At 50.4% G+C, this 18,294-nt stretch carries 14 protein-coding genes; 7 read left to right on the top strand and 7 right to left on the bottom strand.

Annotated elements, in window-relative coordinates:
• Positions 1-332: 332 nt before the first annotated feature.
• Positions 333-875 (top strand): gluconokinase, encoded by a 543-nt coding sequence (gntK, locus tag HA050_RS02680; protein ID WP_115225641.1) that lies wholly within the window; start codon positions 333-335, stop codon positions 873-875.
• Between the two features lie 6 nt (positions 876-881).
• Positions 882-2,219: a gluconate transporter gene (gene gntU, locus HA050_RS02675; RefSeq protein ID WP_166821670.1), complete on the top strand. Its 1,338-nt coding sequence runs from the start codon at positions 882-884 to the stop codon at positions 2,217-2,219.
• A 116-nt stretch (positions 2,220-2,335) separates the two neighbouring features.
• On the opposite strand, the gene HA050_RS02670 is transcribed toward gntU, so the two are convergent.
• The 5 genes from HA050_RS02670 to HA050_RS02650 all read right to left on the bottom strand — a co-directional run bounded on the left by HA050_RS02670 (position 2,336) and on the right by HA050_RS02650 (position 8,737).
• On the bottom strand, positions 2,336-3,331 hold the full coding sequence (locus tag HA050_RS02670; RefSeq protein ID WP_166821667.1) for a GGDEF domain-containing response regulator: 996 nt from the start codon (positions 3,329-3,331) through the stop codon (positions 2,336-2,338).
• A 164-nt stretch (positions 3,332-3,495) separates the two neighbouring features.
• Complete coding sequence (locus HA050_RS02665; RefSeq protein WP_166821664.1) at positions 3,496-5,790, bottom strand: GAF domain-containing sensor histidine kinase; 2,295 nt, start codon at positions 5,788-5,790, stop codon at positions 3,496-3,498.
• A 210-nt stretch (positions 5,791-6,000) separates the two neighbouring features.
• Positions 6,001-6,705, bottom strand: a complete 705-nt coding sequence (locus tag HA050_RS02660) for a substrate-binding periplasmic protein (RefSeq protein WP_205836259.1) — start codon at positions 6,703-6,705, stop codon at positions 6,001-6,003.
• 70 nt (positions 6,706-6,775) lie between these two features.
• Positions 6,776-7,552, bottom strand: coding sequence for a substrate-binding periplasmic protein (locus HA050_RS02655; protein WP_166821658.1), 777 nt, complete (start codon positions 7,550-7,552; stop codon positions 6,776-6,778).
• A gap of 246 nt (positions 7,553-7,798) precedes the next feature.
• Positions 7,799-8,737, bottom strand: coding sequence for an NADP-dependent oxidoreductase (locus HA050_RS02650; protein ID WP_166821656.1), 939 nt, complete (start codon positions 8,735-8,737; stop codon positions 7,799-7,801).
• 122 nt (positions 8,738-8,859) lie between these two features.
• Here HA050_RS02650 and HA050_RS02645 point away from each other — a divergent pair, with 122 nt between their 5' ends.
• Positions 8,860-9,783, top strand: a complete 924-nt coding sequence (locus HA050_RS02645; protein WP_166821653.1) for a LysR family transcriptional regulator — start codon at positions 8,860-8,862, stop codon at positions 9,781-9,783.
• A 160-nt stretch (positions 9,784-9,943) separates the two neighbouring features.
• Here HA050_RS02645 and HA050_RS02640 read toward each other — a convergent pair whose 3' ends face one another.
• Positions 9,944-11,050, bottom strand: coding sequence for an HD-GYP domain-containing protein (locus HA050_RS02640; protein ID WP_166821650.1), 1,107 nt, complete (start codon positions 11,048-11,050; stop codon positions 9,944-9,946).
• A gap of 307 nt (positions 11,051-11,357) precedes the next feature.
• On the opposite strand from HA050_RS02640, the gene HA050_RS02635 reads away from it, so the two are divergent.
• Together HA050_RS02635 and HA050_RS02630 are read left to right on the top strand one after the other, a co-directional pair.
• On the top strand, positions 11,358-12,107 hold the full coding sequence (locus HA050_RS02635; protein ID WP_240928952.1) for a pseudouridine synthase: 750 nt from the start codon (positions 11,358-11,360) through the stop codon (positions 12,105-12,107).
• A gap of 270 nt (positions 12,108-12,377) precedes the next feature.
• Entirely contained in the window at positions 12,378-12,914 is a 537-nt protein-coding gene (locus HA050_RS02630) for a TIGR00645 family protein (protein ID WP_099398033.1), read from the top strand.
• 150 nt (positions 12,915-13,064) lie between these two features.
• Here the strand turns inward: HA050_RS02630 and recC are convergent, their stop codons facing one another.
• The gene (recC, locus tag HA050_RS02625; RefSeq protein ID WP_166821647.1) at positions 13,065-16,403 is read right to left on the bottom strand and encodes an exodeoxyribonuclease V subunit gamma; all 3,339 of its coding nucleotides are present in this window, start codon (positions 16,401-16,403) and stop codon (positions 13,065-13,067) included.
• A 162-nt stretch (positions 16,404-16,565) separates the two neighbouring features.
• Here recC and HA050_RS02620 point away from each other — a divergent pair, with 162 nt between their 5' ends.
• Positions 16,566-17,171 carry a hypothetical protein gene (locus HA050_RS02620; RefSeq protein WP_166821644.1) on the top strand — a complete coding sequence of 202 codons (606 nt, stop codon included), beginning with the start codon at positions 16,566-16,568 and terminating at the stop codon, positions 17,169-17,171.
• Between the two features lie 61 nt (positions 17,172-17,232).
• Positions 17,233-18,228 (top strand): type II secretion system F family protein, encoded by a 996-nt coding sequence (locus tag HA050_RS02615; RefSeq protein WP_166821641.1) that lies wholly within the window; start codon positions 17,233-17,235, stop codon positions 18,226-18,228.
• Positions 18,229-18,294 lie beyond the last annotated feature (66 nt).

The raw sequence follows: 18,294 nt of genomic DNA, 5'->3' as shown, positions 1-18,294 counted from the left end.
ATGCGCTAAGCAAAATAAATAAAAACTTGTTTAGTGCCTTCAGCAGGTTGATTTTGGAGCGGTGACCACCGCGGGCATAAGTATCTGCGCCCCTTGATGGCCGCACTTCAGTGCTGCAACTCCTCCTTGCCCCCCTTTTTCAAAAGGGGGGGCCAAGTGTACTGACTTGTGCAGATGGCTGTGTTTTTACCCTTCTGTACCTTCTCCTTTTACCTCTCATTTGATCTGCAACAAATTTATTGCTTGGCAGTTTTTTTATTGCGAGAGATACTGTCGCTACAAAATGTTACCAGTAACATTAATAACCAGATGATGTAACAGGAGTCGATTCAATGAGTCAGATCGATCAGGTAATACCACACCAAGTATTTGTTGTAATGGGTGTTTCAGGAAGTGGTAAGTCTGCAGTGGGCAGTGCGGTATCCCGCGCGCTGGACTGTGGATTTCTGGATGGCGATTTTCTGCATCCCCGCGCCAATATCGACAAAATGGCTTCCGGCCAGCCTTTAAATGACGACGACAGAGCGCCATGGTTAGGTGCATTAAGCACCGCTGCTTATGCCATGCAGCGTACTCAGACTATTTCGGTGATTGTGTGTTCTTCACTGAAAAAAGCTTATCGGGATATTTTGCGCGAAGGGAACCCTAATCTCTCTTTTATTTATCTGGGTGGCACGTTCGAGCTGATCGAATCCCGCTTAAAAGCGCGGCAGGGTCATTTTCAAAAGCCAAAAATGCTGGTTTCTCAATTTGCCACACTCGAAGTGCCGGGCAGTGATGAGCCAGATGTTGTGCATATCGATATCGATCAAAGCTTGGAAAACGTGGTTGCCGCTGCCGTGCAACACATCCGTGCAAAAACCGCTCAGGAGTAAGCAGCAATGGATACATTAACCTTACTGGTCACCGCGATTGGCTCGGTGCTGATGTTGTTGTTCCTGGTGATGAAGGCACGTTTACATGCTTTTGTTGCCTTAATGCTGGTGTCGATTGCTGCAGGTATTGGCTCGGGCATGCCGCTGGATAAAATTGCCGACACTATGCAAAAGGGCATGGGCGGCACCCTGGGCTTTTTAGCTGTGGTGGTAGCGCTGGGCGCGATGTTCGGCAAAATTCTGCATGAAACCGGGGCGCTGGATCAGATTGCCGTCAAATTATTGGCCATGTTTGGCCAGAGCCGTGCCAACTACGCCCTGGGGATTGCCGGGCTGATTTGCACCCTGCCTTTGTTCTTTGATGTGGCGGTGGTGCTGTTGATTGGCGTGGTGTTTGCTGTGGCCCGCCGCACAGGTGGCAATGTGGTGAAGCTGGCGATTCCGCTATTTGCTGGGGTGGCTGCTGCTGCAGCTTTCCTGTTGCCTGGCCCGACCGCCATGCTGCTGGCCTCGCAAATGAAAGCCGATTTTGGCTGGATGATTGTGCTGGGTCTGGCTGCTGCGATTCCTGGTATGCTGCTGGCTGGCCCTGTGTACGGTAATTTCATTAGTAAACACGTGCATCTGGCATTGCCTGCGGATGTGAGCGAGCCTAGTCTGGGTAAGGGCCAGATGCCTTCCTTTGGTTTCAGTCTGGCGCTGGTGCTGTTTCCGCTGATTCTGGTGGGTTTAAAAACCATCGTGGCACGTTTTGTTGACCCGACAGGCTCAGCTTATCAATGGCTGCAACTGATTGGTCACCCTTTTATTGCCATCTTGGCGGCATGTCTGGTCGCAATTTATGGCCTGGCTCTGCGCCGTGGCATGAGTAAAGACAAGGTGATGGAAGTATGTAGTGCTGCCTTGCAACCCGCCGGGATTATTCTGCTGGTGACGGGTGCGGGTGGTGTGTTTAAGCAGGTGCTGGTGGATTCCGGGGTTGGCCCTGCGCTGGGTAATGCGCTGATTGGTGCAGGCCTGCCAATTGCCGTAGCCTGCTTTGTATTGGCTGCAATGGTGCGTGTGATTCAGGGCTCGGCTACTGTTGCCTGCTTAACTACGGTTGGCTTGGTGCTGCCGGTGATTGAGCTGGCTGCTTATTCAGGTGCACAGCTCGCTGCATTATCGGTATGTATTGCGGGTGGTTCAATCGTACTGAGCCATGTGAATGACTCCGGTTTCTGGCTATTCGGTAAGTTTACCGGGGCGAATGAATTGCAAACCCTGAAAACCTGGACGGTGATGGAAACCATCCTTGGCACAACCGGTGCCTTGGTGGGGATGGCTGCATTTACCATGCTGTAAAGTGAGCATGCAGTAATAAGAAGCCCTGTCTTGTATGCAGACAGGGCTTTTTTATGCCTGGCATCCTGAGCGCTTGAATATAAATTCTGTTTAATCAGGCAGGGCAGAGCGAGGAGCTAAAGCGACTCACATGAAACCACTTTGTTTCTTCCGCCATTTTTTGCAAGATAAAGCGCCTTATCGGCGCGGGCTTCAACCATTGCAATCGTGTCGCCCGGCTTGTAGCAGGCTATGCCAAAGCTGGCAGTACGTGTTCCGATGTTGGCAAAGTCATATGCTTCTATGCAAGATCTGAGTTTTTCTGCCACGGTCAGTGTGTCGGCCAGGGATGTGCCGGGGCAAAGCACCAGAAATTCTTCTCCGCCCCAACGGCCGACGATATCGCTTTCCCGCATCGTGTCTTTCAGTATTTTGCTGATGGTTTTGAGCACGTCGTCACCAGCATGATGGCCGTAAGTATCATTAACCTGCTTGAAGTGATCAATGTCGATCAGGATAAGAGAAAAAGAGCTTCGCTGGCGTGTCACCGCGGCAAACTCGCGTTCCAGCATCTGATCCAGAAACAAGCGGTTGTAGAGATGGGTTAAGCGGTCTGTGATAGCCAGTTGTGCCAGCTCCTCATTTTTTTCAACCAGCTGGCGTGTGCGCTCACACACAATATGTTCAAGCTCTTCATTAATGCGCTGTAATTCCAGATTACGCTGTTGCAACTGATCGTCCAGCTCGTAAGCCCGGATGGCGGCTTGCACCGTAAGAACAATATCTTCGTTTTGCCATGGTTTTTCTAAAAAGCGGAATAAATTGGCCTCGTTGATTGTGCGCTTAACCCCGTTTAAATCGCTTTGGCCGGTCAGCATGATTTTGATGGCCTTGGGGTGTTGCTCGTGCACTTTTACCAGAAGCTCATCACCTTTCATGCCGGGCATAATGTAATCAGCAATGATGACACTCAGGGCTTCGCCATCTTCGGCCAGCTCTGCAATGATTTCGAGCGCTTCATTACCGTTTTCCGCAATTTCAACAGACTGATGATGTGGCAAACGCTGGCCAAGCAAAGATCGCAGTGCGCTTAATACATTGCTGTCGTCGTCTACACACAATATGGTGGTCATGGGGCAGTCTCAAATGACAAGTGTTGCTGCTTTGTGGCTTGTTTAAGCCCTGTCTTTGCTTGTTGTTGCTGACTTTTTACAGGTAAATAACTTACGTGTTTTTTGCTTTGTAGTTCAAAAGATGCCGTTTGCATGGCATTTGCGACTACTGAGCAGATGCTTGGTTAATGATGCTGATAGGGAATAAACACCGAAAAGGTGCTGCCTTGCCCTTCCAGACTCTCTACTTCGATACGCCCCTGATGTTTTGCGACGATTTTTTTCACAATATCAAGGCCAAGTCCGCTGCCTTCGCCTGCCGGCTTGGTGGTGAAAAAAACATCAAATATTCTGGAGCGGATATTTTCAGCAATGCCGCAGCCGTTATCCGAAATGGCAACAACGGCTTCATTTCCCTTCCGGCTGATCGCTATGGTCAGTACGCCTGAAAACTGCATGGCTTGCAGTGCATTGTGGATAAGATTAGTCCACACCTGATTCAGCTCGTCAGGAAAGCAAATAATGGGTTCGATATCCTGATAGTGACGGATGAGCTCAATATTTTGTTTAATTTGATTCTGATAAATGGTGAGGACGGTTTCCATGCCTTCTTTTAAATCAGACTCAACGCTCACGCCCTCATGATCAAAGCGGGAAAAAGATTTAAGGGCAAAAATAATTTTACTGACCCGCTCCACTGCCGTATTGATATTGTCGGTATTGCTGATAATGCTGGCGATACTGTAGGCAGTGTCAAAGATCAGCGGGCTGTCCGGGTGATGCAGTAAAGGCAAATAGTCTGCAAACGTATCTTCAGCATGTAATTGCACCAGAATACCTGCCATATACCTGGCATCAGCAACACCAGCGGTTTCCAGCAGGGGCTGCAGCTGGCGGATTTTGTTTCTTTCCTCCCTGGGGCTCAGCATGCGCTGGGGTTTGTAGCCGATCAGCTGCATAAAGCGCTGCTGATTATGCTGATCCAGAAGCTGAAAAAGCTTAGGCAGGTTTTCCAGGGCATGGTTGAGCGAGTCGGCGATGTTTTTGCCGCTGGATTTCACTGCGCCGATAGGCGTATTGATCTCATGCGCCACGCCCGCAATCAGCTGGCCCAGCGCTGCCATTTTTTCGGATTGAATCAGCTGGCCCTGCGCCTGGCGCAGGTTTTCCAGGGCATCCGCCGTTTGTGCTCTGGATGCTTCAGTGGCCGCATAAGCTGTTGCATTGGCCAGCGCAATGGCTGCATAGATGGCGATAGAGCGCAGCAGCTCCAGCTCTCTTTTTTGAAAAGCATTGGCCTGATGGCTTCGGATAGAAACAACGCCAATGCGTTGTCTGTTTACAATGAGGGGGCGCAGTACAACAGAGCGCATAGGAGATACCGGGCAAATGCCATTTGGAACAGGTGCTTTTTCTATCAGCGATTCATCCGCAATAATCAGCTCATGCTCGCCTTTAAAGGCTTTCACTGAAAGTGAATCCGGATGATCCAGCATCACAAAATAAGGCGGGGCAAGCTGGCCGTCTTCGATATAGTAAATCTGGTTTAAGCGGTCTCCTTCCGGGGTAAGCAGGGCCACGCTAAAGGCATCAAGGGGCAGCAGTGCCTGCAGGTGCTGATAGAGTGCCTGGCAAATGGCATTGGGATTAAGGCTGGTGGTGAGCTCCCTGCCAATATCGCCTAGTTGCCGCAGCGTTTCTGCGGAGCTTGCCAGCGCTTTATTAACCTCAGATAACTCCGCAGTGCGCTCTGATACCCGGTCGGCCAGGTGATCGCGGTGTTCAGCCAGCTCGCGCTCGTACAGCTGCTTTTGCTGTAAGTAATCAGACAAACTGTTTTGCAAATGATTAATGCCTGATACAAGCATGGAAAGCTCATCCTGGCGGGCCGGAGAGCGAGGCATTACAAGGGGCTGGTCTAAATTGGCGGGGCTTAACTGGGCAAGGTGGCGGGCAATCCGCTGCACATGCACGGTAACGGAGCGGTTAAAAATCAGCATAATAAAACCGGCAAGCAGCAGGGACTGGATAATCTGCGTAATGACGATGGCCACCACCTCACTGCGCAGCCGGGACCAGAGAACACGCTCATCCCCCAAAAGAATTAATTTGCCAACCTTTTGGCTGGGTGAATTAAAAAAGGACTGGTAGCTTAAAGTAATTTCCTGAGAAGGCGCGATGCTCGATTTTTTCCAGCCGGGCTGGTTAAAAGAGAAGGTTTCTGCCGCCAGCTGCTCCGGCATGATGGTGATTTCAATTTGGCCAACGGATGCAATTTTAGAGGCGCTGGTTAAATGTGTATGCAGGGCATCCCGGTCCATTTCCCAAATAGCTTTACTTAATGTGTGCTGATAAACCTGTGCAATCAGATTGAGCTCTGAGTGCATCGCAGCCAGATTAATCTGCCATGCAGACCATGTTTTGACCGCCACTGCAGCAAGCGTAAAGACAAAACAAAACACCAGCGTAGCCAGCACCATTCGGCTTCCGAGGGACAGACCAGATTGTGTGTTAGGTGGCATGGTTTGATAAGTTTGCTTGAAAGGTTTTGTATGTTGAGTCAATGATTCAGCTGGGGCTGATTAAACTGTCTCCAGTTCATTGATCAGAAAAAGCTGATTAATAAACAGCCTTTTCTTTTTATGAAATTTAAGTGCTTATTAAAGTTGATAAAGATGCGTTGCACAAATTTAATTTATCTCTGCTGAAGTCCACTTTTTTTTAATCGTATCAAACGTGCCATTTTTTTTAATGTTTTCCATGCCCTGCCTGAACCGGTTAACTAATTTATCTGATGTCTTCTGGCCAAAGGCCAAAAAATAGCCATTTTCGCTCAGATCCAGTTTATAAACTTTTACGAGTGTTTTTGCCGGGTCATCGCCTGACTGGCGAACCAAATGATAGGCTGCCATTTCATTCATTACCCACAGATCGATACGCCCAAGTTTTAGTTTCTCGTAATTAAGCTGGTATTTCACACTGGATTGCAGGTTTTTCCCTTTAACAAAACCCTGAGATTCTAAAAACTGTTCACCAATATCGGTGTTTACACTGCCTGTCTGATATTTTTTTGCATCTGCCAGCTGCCTGATTTTAATATCATGGCCTGCATATGCAAAAAGGTAATTGCTTGCCGGAGCAATAGCCCCAACCCATTTAAATAATTTTTCTCTTTGCGGTGTCCGGCCTATTGAATAGATCAGTACGTTTTCATTATTGATTGCGCTTTCGTAAGCTCTGGCCCATGGCATGGATTGAAATTTACCCTCAATTTTTATGTCTTTAAGAATGGCCTGAACTATTTCGGTGCTGAATCCGGTTAAAACTCCTTTCTCTGTGTAGTTATAAGGGGCGAGCTCCTCTGTGACAATCCGGATTGTTTCGGCACCCGCCATGGCCCCGTTCGCTATCATCAGCAACAAGATAAAAAGATAGTGCAGCCCTGGCAAAATTTTCTCCATTTTATTATTTAAGCCCGCTGAAATTATTTTTTTCCATTATTTTTTTTAAATGGCCTTCTGCTTTGATTTTGTCAAAAGCGGCTTGTGTCTGTTTAACCAGTTTATCTGATGTCTTTTTACTATAAGCGATGTATATCCCGCTGCTTAACTCATTCAGTGTAAACAGGCTGTCTAATTGATTACAATCAAACTGATGCTGTTTGCAGAGTGTGGCGATATCGCCTTCAAATAAAGCAATCAGATCAACCTGATGATTTAATAATTGCCTGAATGCGTCTGATTGCTGGGCGGAAATGCTTAAGCGGGTAAATCCATTTTCCTGCAAATACTGCTGGCGGGCATCATCTCTGACTACAGCAATAGAGTAGCGTTTAGCATCTTCCAGCTTTTTAATGCTGATGTCGCTTCTTTCTTTAAGCCTGACTAAAAAACACTGCGATTTAAATAACTCGCCTACCCATTTAAAATTTGTTTCTCTGCCAGGTGTGCGGGCAATTAAGTAGATAAGCACATTGGCTTTTTTTAAGGCCATATCATATGACCTTGCCCATGGGTAAATGCTGATACTGTAATCTGTAAGCCCTGCGTTTTTAAGGCTTAATTCCACAACCTCGGTTGCCGGGCCTGCTACTTTTCCATCTTTAATATAAGAAAAAGAAGTTGTTTCCGTGACTGCATTAATCCGCTCTGCGAGGCAAAGCGCAGAATAGCTTGTAATTAGTAAAGTCAGAATGGGCAAGGTTTTCATGCGTTTAAATTTCAGCCGTTCAGAGCGTGTCATTTAAATAACATTGATAGCAGAATAGATCCGGCATGCCGGGCAAAATAAACAATCTTCAGCACTGAACGGGGGAATGTAAGTTAAATACTGAGAGGACAATTGTGCAGCGGCAGCCGGGCTGTTCAGGCTTCACGCCAGGCCAACGGGTGCTGGCGGGGTAAGCGCATAGATGGGGAAGGGGAAATCAGGGTGGCAGGACAAAAAAAGGCTGCATATCGCACTGGATATGCAGCCTTCACCGCTATTTTAAATAACTTGCAGCACAATTTTGCCACGGGCACGGCCGCTTTCGCTGTGCTCATGGGCGAGGGCAGCCCCGGCTAATGGGAAGACACTGTCTATCACTACTTTGATGTGCCCGGCATCCAGCAATGCAGCAATTTCATTTAACTGAGCTGCGTTGGGTTGTACAAAGCAAAAATGAGCACTCACTTGGTGTTTTTGTGCGGCAGCCGCATCGGGCTGATCACAAATTGAAACAAGGCGGCCACCTGCTTTTAGTGTTTGCCAGCTTTGGGCCAGAATATCGCCACCCAAAGTATCAAACACCAGATCCAGATCGCGTAAATCTGCGAAATTGGCTTGTGTGTAATCGATGACATGATCGGCACCGTGTGAGCTGACCAATTCAGCGTTTTTACCGGAGGTGGTGGTATATACCTCGGCACCGCGCCACTTGGCTAATTGAATGGCGAACAACCCCACACCACCGGCACCAGCATGGATGAGCACTTTCTCGCCGGCCTGCAATTGGCCAATCTGAAAGAGTGCTTGCCATGCAGTCAGCGCAGCTAAAGGCACGGCGGCGGCTTGTTGCCAATCCAGGCTTTGTGGTTTTTTGGCAATTTCACTGGCTCTGACAGCAACAAACTCTGCATAAGCGCCATTACGGGCAATATCAGGGCGGGAATAAACGGCATCGCCGATCTGCCAGCCTGTGACTTGCTCGCCCAGGGCAACAATTTCACCTGCCACATCCCAGCCTAAAGTGAGCGGCATTTCATAAGCCAGCATGGATTGCAAATAGCCTTCACGGATTTTCCAATCCACCGGATTAACCCCCGCTGCATATACTTTAATCAGTACATCATCAGCGGCGATTTGAGGTATAGGCGCGTTTTCCAGTTGTAATACATCACGCTGGCCGTAGCGGTACTGGCGAATGGCTTGCATGTTTGCTTTCATTTTTATTCTTCCGGCGGGTAAGTGAATGAGGTCAGTTTAGCGGTGAACCGCTGGATTGATTAGTACTGACAAAAGCATTACATTGTTGCCAAATTTGCAACAATAGGTCGAAGGAATCATTCATGCCACTTTCTCTGGATACCTTGCCTGGCCTCGTTTTGTTTTCCTGCGTAGTACGCCATGGCAGCCTGACGGGGGCGGCACAGGAGCTGGGCCTGAATCGCTCGTCGGTGAGTAAGCAACTGGCACGGTTTGAAGCACAACTTGGCGCAAAGCTACTGCAAAGAACAACCCGCAAGTTAGCTCTCACCGAATTAGGCGAGCGGGTATGGCAGGAGGCGCAAACCATTGCTGCGGCTTTGGAAAATGTGGATGCCATTACCGAGGATTACCGGCAAAACGTGCGCGGGCGGCTGAAAGTAAGCTGTTCTTCGTCTTTAGCCAGGGTGCATTTAGTCCCTTTGCTGCCCATATTTAACCAGCGTTATCCGGAAGTGGATTTACTCTTGCAGCTGGAAGACCGCTTTGTGGATTTAACCACCGAGCAAGTTGATATCGCCATACGGGTGGGGCATTTGCCTGATTCATCCCTGGTGGCGCGTAAGCTGGGTGAATTGCAGTGGCAGCTGGTAGCCAGCCCTGGCTATCTGGCAAAGTACGGCGCTCCACAAACACCTGCAGATCTTGCCGGGCACGCCTGCCTTTTTTACCAGAATGGCCTGCGTGCGATGAATCTGTGGACGTTTACCGGGCCCAAAGGCGAGGAGCAGGTGCGGGTGAAGGGGGCTTTGGCGATGAATGATGCCTGCGCCCTGGTTGATGCGGCCATTAATGGGTTGGGCATATTATTGATTGACCGTGCTTTACTCTCATTACCACTTGCCAGCGGCCAATTGTTGCCGCTGCTGCCCGATTACCAGCTGGCCGCCGGATTACCAGTCTATGCCGTTTATCCGGCACGAGAGTGGCTGCCGGCTAAAGCCGCCGCCTTTGTTGAGTTTATCATTCAGGAATTCGCCCCCAGACTGGCAACGCCCCGGTTATGAAAATGAAATGAGTCATTCCCTCAGCAAAAAGATCTGCAGGCACAAAGCACACAGAAAAGCCCTGATTATGTCCGGTTTTTCTCTGTGTTCTTACGGGGCTGTGTGTCTGCTGGTTTGAGGTTTTTGAGGGGGCGCAGCAGCATGCAGCCCAGGGCGCTTCTTATAAGCCGCCGTTTTCCATCATGGTGCGGATCACCCGGTTAAATGGCTCAATCCAATCCGGATCAAACTGCTGATCAGACGCGTTGACTTCGGCAATGGCCCGCAGCACTGATTTGTTCTGGCCGCGATGGCTGTGTTTAAGCATGACGGCTTCAAAGGCATCTACCAGCGCCAGAATCTTGGCGCCCGGCACAATATCGTTGCCACTGAGTTTATTGGGGTAACCGTTACCTTCAATGCTTTCGTGGTGCTGCAAACACATGGTGGAAGCGTCTTGCCAGCCATCCATTCTGGCTAAGAGGCCTGCAGCCCAGGCTGGGTGATCAACTAATTGTGCCCGCTCGGTATCGGACATTCTTTCTACTTTCAGCCAGAGCGATTCGGGCAAAAACATCATGCCGATATCGTGCATATAGACGGCCGCTTCAAGCTGGGTGCTGGATACCACGCCGCCAGCGGCTTTATTTGTGGCTAAGGCCAGTTGTAAATTGCGTGCGGTACGGCCACGAAACAGTGGTGAGCGCATTTCCAGTTGCAGCGCCATATTGCGAAAAAATCGTAAATCCTGGCTGCGTTCTTCATTTGAGCGTTCTACTTCGGCACGGGTACGGTCTGGCAATGTCACTGCGGCATGTTTAAAACCGGTCACGGCTTCGATCAGCCGGGAACAGGCAGGATCAAGCTCTTCAGCCTGCAAGGTGGAAAGCCCGTCAAGGCCACGGGCTAAAGTTGGCAAATGCAGGCTGCTGGCCGATGAATTATTGCTGAGCGATTCAACCGCTTGCTCAAGCCTGTCTAAAGTTAGCAGCAAAACTTCAGATAAGACTTCGGTGAGCTGCAGCTCGCCCGCCCGCATTCTGGAAAGCAGGGTTTCTATGCCGTGCACCAAGGGCACAACAAACTCTACGCGGCACAGCCCGGCATCGCCTTTTATATTGTGAAACGCACGGAATAAATCAGAAATTAAAATCATCTTGCCGGGATCACGCTTCAGCTCAGCAATAATCTGCTCGATTCTTGGCGCATGATCTGCAAGGCTTTCCCGAAAATCCTGGAAAGTATTGATATCGTGAATTTTCGGTGTGAGTAAGCTGTCGTAGTTCATAGGGACACCTTCAGATGGATTTGGTTTAAGCATAAGTCGTGCTGGCTGCAGAAGATATTCAATTTTCAGATTAAATGCGCGGAGTGGCAGTAATAGCTTGTCTTTGTTGGGTAATATTCGCCGCATATAATGTAATTTATGCAACGACGCAATTATTCTCTGAAATTAGAATGATGGCTGCTGAAACGTAATGTGAACATTGAATCGAATTCGATGTTGTTTCATCTCTCTCCTCTGTATGTATTTACGCCACCGGCCCGGTGGCGTTTTTTTTTGCCCGTAGCGGGTACAATGGCAGATTGCTCTTATGAAAAGTATTACGACCATGACTGAATCCATCCGCTTATCCAAACGCATGACCGAACTGGGCATGTGCTCACGCCGCGAGGCCGACGAATTTATTGAACAAGGCTGGGTAAAAGTCGATGGTGTAGTAGTCAATACGCTTGGCAGCCGTGTTTTGCCTGAGCAAAAAATCACGTTAGAGCGCCAGGCTACGGTATTCCAGGCTGAGCGCGCCACCATTTTGATGAATAAGCCTGTGGGCTATGTATCCGGCCCTGCCGAGCCCGGCGAGCGCCCGGCCTGGACGCTGATCAAGGCTGAAACCCGTTTTATTGGTGATAAATCCGGCATTGTTTTCCTGAAAAAACATATGCACAACCTGGCGCCTGCCGGTCGTCTGGATGTGGACTCATCGGGCTTGCTTGTATTAACGCAAGATGGCCGTATCGCTAAAAAGCTGATGTCTGATGCAGATGTAGAGCGCGAATACGTGGTGCAGGTTGAAGGCTTTTTGTCTGATGAAGGCATGAAGCAGTTAAATAACGGCTTAAGCCTTGATGATGAGCGTTTAAAGCCAACAAAAGTCAGCTGGCAAAGTGAAGATGCATTGCGCTTTGTTTTGCGTGAAAACCGCCCGCGCCAGATTCGCCGGATGTGCGAGCTGGTTGGCTTAAAAGTAATCAATATCCGCCGCCTGCGTATTGGCCGCGTATCGCTTTCTGATTTACCGGTTGGCCAGTGGCGCTATTTGCGTATGGAAGAGCGGTTTTAACAGGCTCTCTGCCTGAGCGATTGCTGCCCGTGATTTAAAAACACAAACCCTTGTCTCGCAGTTGAGCAAGGGTTTGTGTTTTTTTCAGGGCAGAATTTTTGATGATCTTTTTGTCATGCTCATGCATGACAATTTTATAAGGCTTTTTTGCGGACTAAGAACTTTTTTTGATGCAGGCAATCAGAAGACGGGCTGGGTGATTGAGCAAGATACTTGCCAAGCAGTCGCATCAGCATAGACAATTCAATTTCAATCTCATTTAAGAAGTGTATGCAAGCCTCCGACCATAACAGCGCTCACTCTAATATTTTAGGCAAAATCATTTTTGGCAGCCGCTGGTTGCAGCTGCCTATCTATCTTGGTTTGATTATCGTGCAGGGGGTTTACGCGTATAAATTTCTGTCTGCACTCTTTACGATGATGACGAATCTGACCACGCTGACAGAAACCCAAATTATGCTCTCGGTACTGGGCCTGATTGATGTGGTGATGATTGCCAATTTACTCTTGATGGTGACCGTGGGCGGCTATGAAACATTTGTATCCCGCTTGCGCATCAGCACGCATCCTGATCAGCCGGAATGGCTGGATCATGTAAACGCCACGGTGCTGAAAGTTAAATTATCGATGGCGATTATCAGCATTTCGTCGATTCACCTGCTGCAAACCTTTATCAACGCCGACAAAATGAACCCTGTTACCATGCAATGGCAGGTGATTATTCATTTGTCTTTCCTTGTTTCTGCTGCTGCTTTGGCATACACGGATAAGCTCTTGCATTCGGTTGCTCCGCAACACCATAAGTAATCGGATAAGCGAAGCTTTATCCCGCTGAATTGAAAAAGCCTCCTTGGTTTAAAAGGAGGCTTTTTTATTTAACAGATGTTTTCCCAATGAAATTTTCGTGTGCCGTGTGCTTCATGGTGGCTCTGTTACATCGCTGAATCAGGGGCCGGTTTAAGCCTCTTCTCTGTGCTGATACATCGTCAGCAGCAGTGCCTTGGCCATTTCTGCAAAGCCCTCATCGGCGGGCAGGCTTTGCCCGCGCCAGGCCATTTCGTACCATGTTTCTGTTTCTTCGCCGGCAAAGCCGCGCAGGCTGTTGCCGTGCCATCCCTCGAAGGCGGCTTTTTCTGCGGCGCTTTCAGTGCCGTCTTCCTGGCTAAGTGCTTCGGCATATTTGGCGCTGCTGCGGGTGGCAAAGGGCAGGCGGGCGGAGAGGCCTTGCCAGTAGTAATGCAGCCATTTTGCAAGCTCTGCACCGGCGTTTTCCACCGGCCCAAAGCACCAGTGGCCTTTCTGGCTGACGATGCGGGTTTCCTGTTGCACGCCTTCGGGGGCGGCGTGGCAGAGGGCGAGGTGTTTCAGCCAGCAGGCGATCAGCTCGATGGGCGAGCTGTGGTCTGTCCAGACTGCCACCTGCCCGTTGGGGCGCAGCTGGTGCAGTGCGCCATTGAGCTGCATATCGTTCGCAAATTTAAACAGAAAAGTATGCGGCGCCAGCGTGGCATCGCTGAGTAATGGCTCGGCGGCGTTATAGAGCTTACGCAGCGTGGCGGATTGCTTGGCGGCGCTCATATCGCCAAAACCACCGTGCGGCAGCAGGCCCGCGGCGCGGCCAGTAGCGATGGAATCACTGCTCCAGCCCTGCTCGAGGGATTGCCAGATCACCTGGTTTAGCTCGCTTTTTGCAGAAAAAGACAGGCTGAATGGCTCGTTGCTTTCAAACTCTACCGCCTCGTCGGCAAGCCGGATGCCGATGCGGTTTCTGAGTAAATAGCGGGTGGGGTTGCGCCAAAATGCGAGTAAATCGTTAAATGCGATGTTTTTAAATTCTGGGTCGGGCAGCGGCAAGCTTTCTGCCAATACCGAGAGCGGCAGGCACTGTGGCTGGCCTATGGCGGTGGCTGCAGCAAACCAGAGCGGTGAATAGGCGGGCAGGTTTTTACCAATGGCCGAGTCTTTAAAATAGCGAGGGCTAAAGGGCTGCAGCGGGTGTTCGGTAATCAGATGCTTAAAGAGGCGCTCGCGCTCAATGCGCCGCCATTTCAATGCCTCGTTGCCAAGGGCCGGTTGTGGCGGGGCGTCTTCCAGCACAAAGCTGCGGCCTACGGCATCGAGTAAATCAGATACCACCACTGATGGCGGAATCACGCCATTATCCTGGATACCACGGCCTACATAGCTGAGATACAGCACATCGCTGGCCGAAAGCAGGGTTTCCAGGAAAAGATAACGATCATCGGCGCGGCGGGATCGATCACCATATTGCGGATTGTGCGCCATCAAATCAAAACCCGGCGGGCGTGACTCGCGCGGGAAAGCGCCGTCATTAAAGCCCAACAGGGCAATCACTCTGAAGGGCAGGCAGCGCATCGGCACCATGGCGCAAAATGTCACCGCGCCGGTTAAAAATCCACCACTTGGAATCTTGCCGGACAGCGCACCATTGAGCCAGCTGCGTGGCACGGATAAATCCACCGGCGCATCGTAGCTGGCGGCGCGGCTTTGCTCGGCAAATTCAATAATCTGATCACGCAGCTCAGCCAGAACCAGCGCTTCATCGTCATCCGGCGCAAACAGCGCCTCTATCATCTCTATTAATTTTTTATGCCACACCTCGGGTGTGTGCTCCCCCGATAGCGATGTGGCCTGCTCAAACAGCGTCTCGGCAAAAGCCGCGAGGCCCGCCGCCAGCTGTGCCTGATTGCCCGCTACGCCAGAGCCTGGCAATGTGCCGGCAAACAGCGGTGCGGCAGCGCCCGCCACGCCAGCGGGCAGGGCGATGCTCAGCAGCAGTCTGTTCAGCCCAAAGCGCCAGGTGTGCTCAAAAGTATTGGGCAAACCCAGCTCGGCCTTATGCTCGCCATCTCTGCCCCAATGGATGCCCAGCTCGCTGATCCAGCGGTGGATGGTGGGCAGTTCGGACGCCGGGATTTCAAAGCGGCGGGCAATGGCGGGGATATCCAGGAGTGCCATCATCCAGTCGCTGGCAAAGCGGCATTGCGGCAGGGTGAGCAGCTCCAGCAGGGCTTGCGCCAAGGGCGCTGCGTCCTTCAGGCTGCGGTCGGCAATGGCAAAGGGCACATGGGGAGCGGCGAGCAGAGATGCGCTGCCCTTTTCCAAATGGCGACCGAATACGGCCTCAATATAGGGAATGTAATGCTCGATATCGGGCATCAACACCACAATATCGGCCGGGGTGAGCGTGGCATCGCTCTCGAACAGTGCCAGCAGCTGATCGTGCAGCACCTCAATTTCGCGCATGGCCGAATGGCAGATATGCACTTGCAGGGATTTATCATCTGCCGCCACCCGCTGCGCGGTTTCCGGGCTGCGGGCCACCAGCTCAAGCACATCGCTTTTTAGCGTTTGCAGCATGGTGTCGTGGTTGCCAGGAAAAGGCGTGAAGTATTCGACGATCTCCGGCTCGGCAATCAGCTGGTTAAAAAACTCCCGCCCCTGCTTGCCCCATACCGCCAGCAGCGGATTACCGACTTCCAGATACAGGTCTTCAGGATCAAAACCATCAGAAAGCCGCGCGATTTCCGCCGCATCCCGAATTTCGCCCCAAGGCTCGCCGCAAGGGTTGAGCGCATGGATAAACACCTCGCAGCGTTTGGATAGTGCGCGCAAAATCTCCATATACACCGGCGGCAGGCTGGATATGCCAAACAGCGAAACACGGCTGGGTAAATCCAGCGGGCGAGGGTCAAGCAGCCGCGCATGGGTAGCCGCCAGCAAAGCGCCGCGATGCCCGCCATCCACACGGATATCCAGCTCATCTTTGGATAAATAGCGCCACAGCGCAGCCTGCCAGGCCTCATCATCCCCCAGCCCCAGGCTCTGATTTTTTTCCCAGGCCAGCAGCCAGTCGGCGCGGTAAACCAGATATTGATCGAATACATCGGCAATGCGCGTGGCGAGTTCAAAACGCCGAAAATCCCCGCCTTCACGCAGATAATTAAGCAGCACCGGCGCATTGGGCTGCGAATCCAGCCAGGCCAGCACCCGCCAGCCCATAATCTCCCGCGAAAACGGCGATTTCTTCGGCAGATTGCCACCCAGCGTGCGCTGCATTAAATCCCAGAAAAAAGACGCCAGCAGCGGATAGCCCATCTGCGCTGTCATTCCCTGCTTTTCTGCCAGACGAAAATTCAACCACCGCCCCATCCCCTTAGACTGCACCACAATCTTTTCCTGCTCGAAAGGGGATGCCAGAGGTGAGGCCTCTAACTGATGCGCCAGCGCCGCCAGCAGAACATCGATACGATTGGATTGGAATAAATGCAGCACGGGAAAGTCTTATTCAATGGGCTTGGGGGAGAGGGTAGCGGAAAGTGGGGGGGAATGCAGCAGGTGGAGGTTTGTGACTAGGGCAATTTTTTTGAAAACCCCATATGATTGAGCCATTTTTGTTCATTGTTTCTTTATAAAAGAAACGTAAGGAAGAAATAAATGTATTTCTTGAGCCATATGAAAAAATCAGCTTTGCTGGTTTCAATGCTTTTATTCTCTGCTTCTGTGTATGCAAACGTTGCCGGTCAGACTGAAATGGTTTGTTTAAAGCGCAGCCAGATTAGTATTCATAGCGTGAATCTGCTGGATAAAAGTGATATCGTTTTTAAAAAAATAGGCCAGCCAGAGCAAACCAAGCGCTATAAATATCATTCAGAAGGTAATGCTGGTTCTTATTTTCTTAAAGATTTAATCTATCAGGGTTTAACCATTACGATTGCAGATGAACAAAAAAGAGAGAAGCAAATAGAGCGGATTAGCTTATCAAATCCAAAATATAAGCTGGGAACTCAGTTTTATATCGGGCAGAAAAAGTCAGAAATAATGGCTTTGCTGGGCATAAAATCAGAGAAAGAAGTGATGAGCCTCGCTGAAAGAGACATATCACTCAGAGGAAAAACGATACAGCTATCGGCTGCAAGTAAAAAGAACTGGGCATTAAGTCAATGCGGGGATGATGTTGGCACGATTAATATCGAATTTTATTTCGATGCCGATCATAAGCTATCGAAAGTTAAAATATATTTTGACGATAGTTTTATTTAAACGCGTTTAAATTGATAGCGTGTCGCATCTTTATAAGGCTTTTCCTTCTAAACTAAACCCCATGCCTAAACCCAAACTCCCCCCATTAAACGACGCCATCCGTGCTGATTTGTTTACCCATCTGGCAACGATGGAGAAAGCAGGTTTGCCGGTGGCGCAGGCTTTTTTGTCCTTGCGGCTGGCCAAGGCCGCCCAGCCAAGGGTGGATGAGGCGCGTAAGTGGCTGGGGCGGGGCAAGGATGTGGCGGCGGCGGGGCGGATGGCTGGCTTGTTTAGCGATCTGGAAGCGGATTTGCTGCACGCGGCGATTAGTGCGGGCAGCCCGGCGCTGACCTACTTTCGCCTGGCTGAGCGCTATGCGCTGAAGGCTAAATTAAGCCAGCAGATGCGTTCCAAAATGATGCTGCCCATCGTGGTATTTGTGCTGGCTTTGCTGGTGCAGCCTTTGCCTGATTTGGTCTTGGGCGCGCTTAGCCCTGCTGCTTATTTGTGGCGCTGCCTGCGGCCCATGCTGTTTTTTATCAGCATCTATGGTTTGTTCAGAGGGGTTTCAGATTGGCTGGAAGTCTCTGGGCCGTCGCGTTTACGGCTTCAAATTGAAACGCTGCTGATCAAAATGCCGTTGTTTGGGGCCATGCATGTACGGCGCAATGCGCGGGATTTTTTTGAAAGCCTGGCGCTGATGCTGGAGGCTGGCCTGCCGATGTTTGATGCCCTGCCCAAGGCGAACCGGGCGATTCATAACCAGCTGATTCGCAGCGAATACAGCCGCATTCTGCCCAAAATGCAGCGTGGGGCAAGCCTTGCCAACGCGCTGGAGCAGCAGTCTTTTTTGGGGGAGGAGCGGGTGATTGGTTTTGTGCAAACAGGGGAAGCCAGCGGCACTTTGCCAGAAATGCTGCTGCGGCATGTGAATATGGAAAGTGCTTCAATTGCTGATTTCCAAAGCAAAGTGGCCGAGTGGTTCCCAAGAATCATGTACGGCCTGCTGATGCTGTGGATGGCTTATGGCATGGTGATTGGAAGTGGCGCGCCGCAGATGCCTGCTGATTTGTAGATTGCATATTTTTCAAAAAGTGATGTTATGCAACAGAAACTCAAATCTTGAACTACGGAGGGCAGA

Source organism: Iodobacter violaceini (genome assembly GCF_011601265.1).
Classification (GTDB): domain Bacteria; phylum Pseudomonadota; class Gammaproteobacteria; order Burkholderiales; family Chitinibacteraceae; genus Iodobacter; species Iodobacter violaceini.
This window is presented reverse-complemented; position numbering and strand designations above follow the sequence as displayed.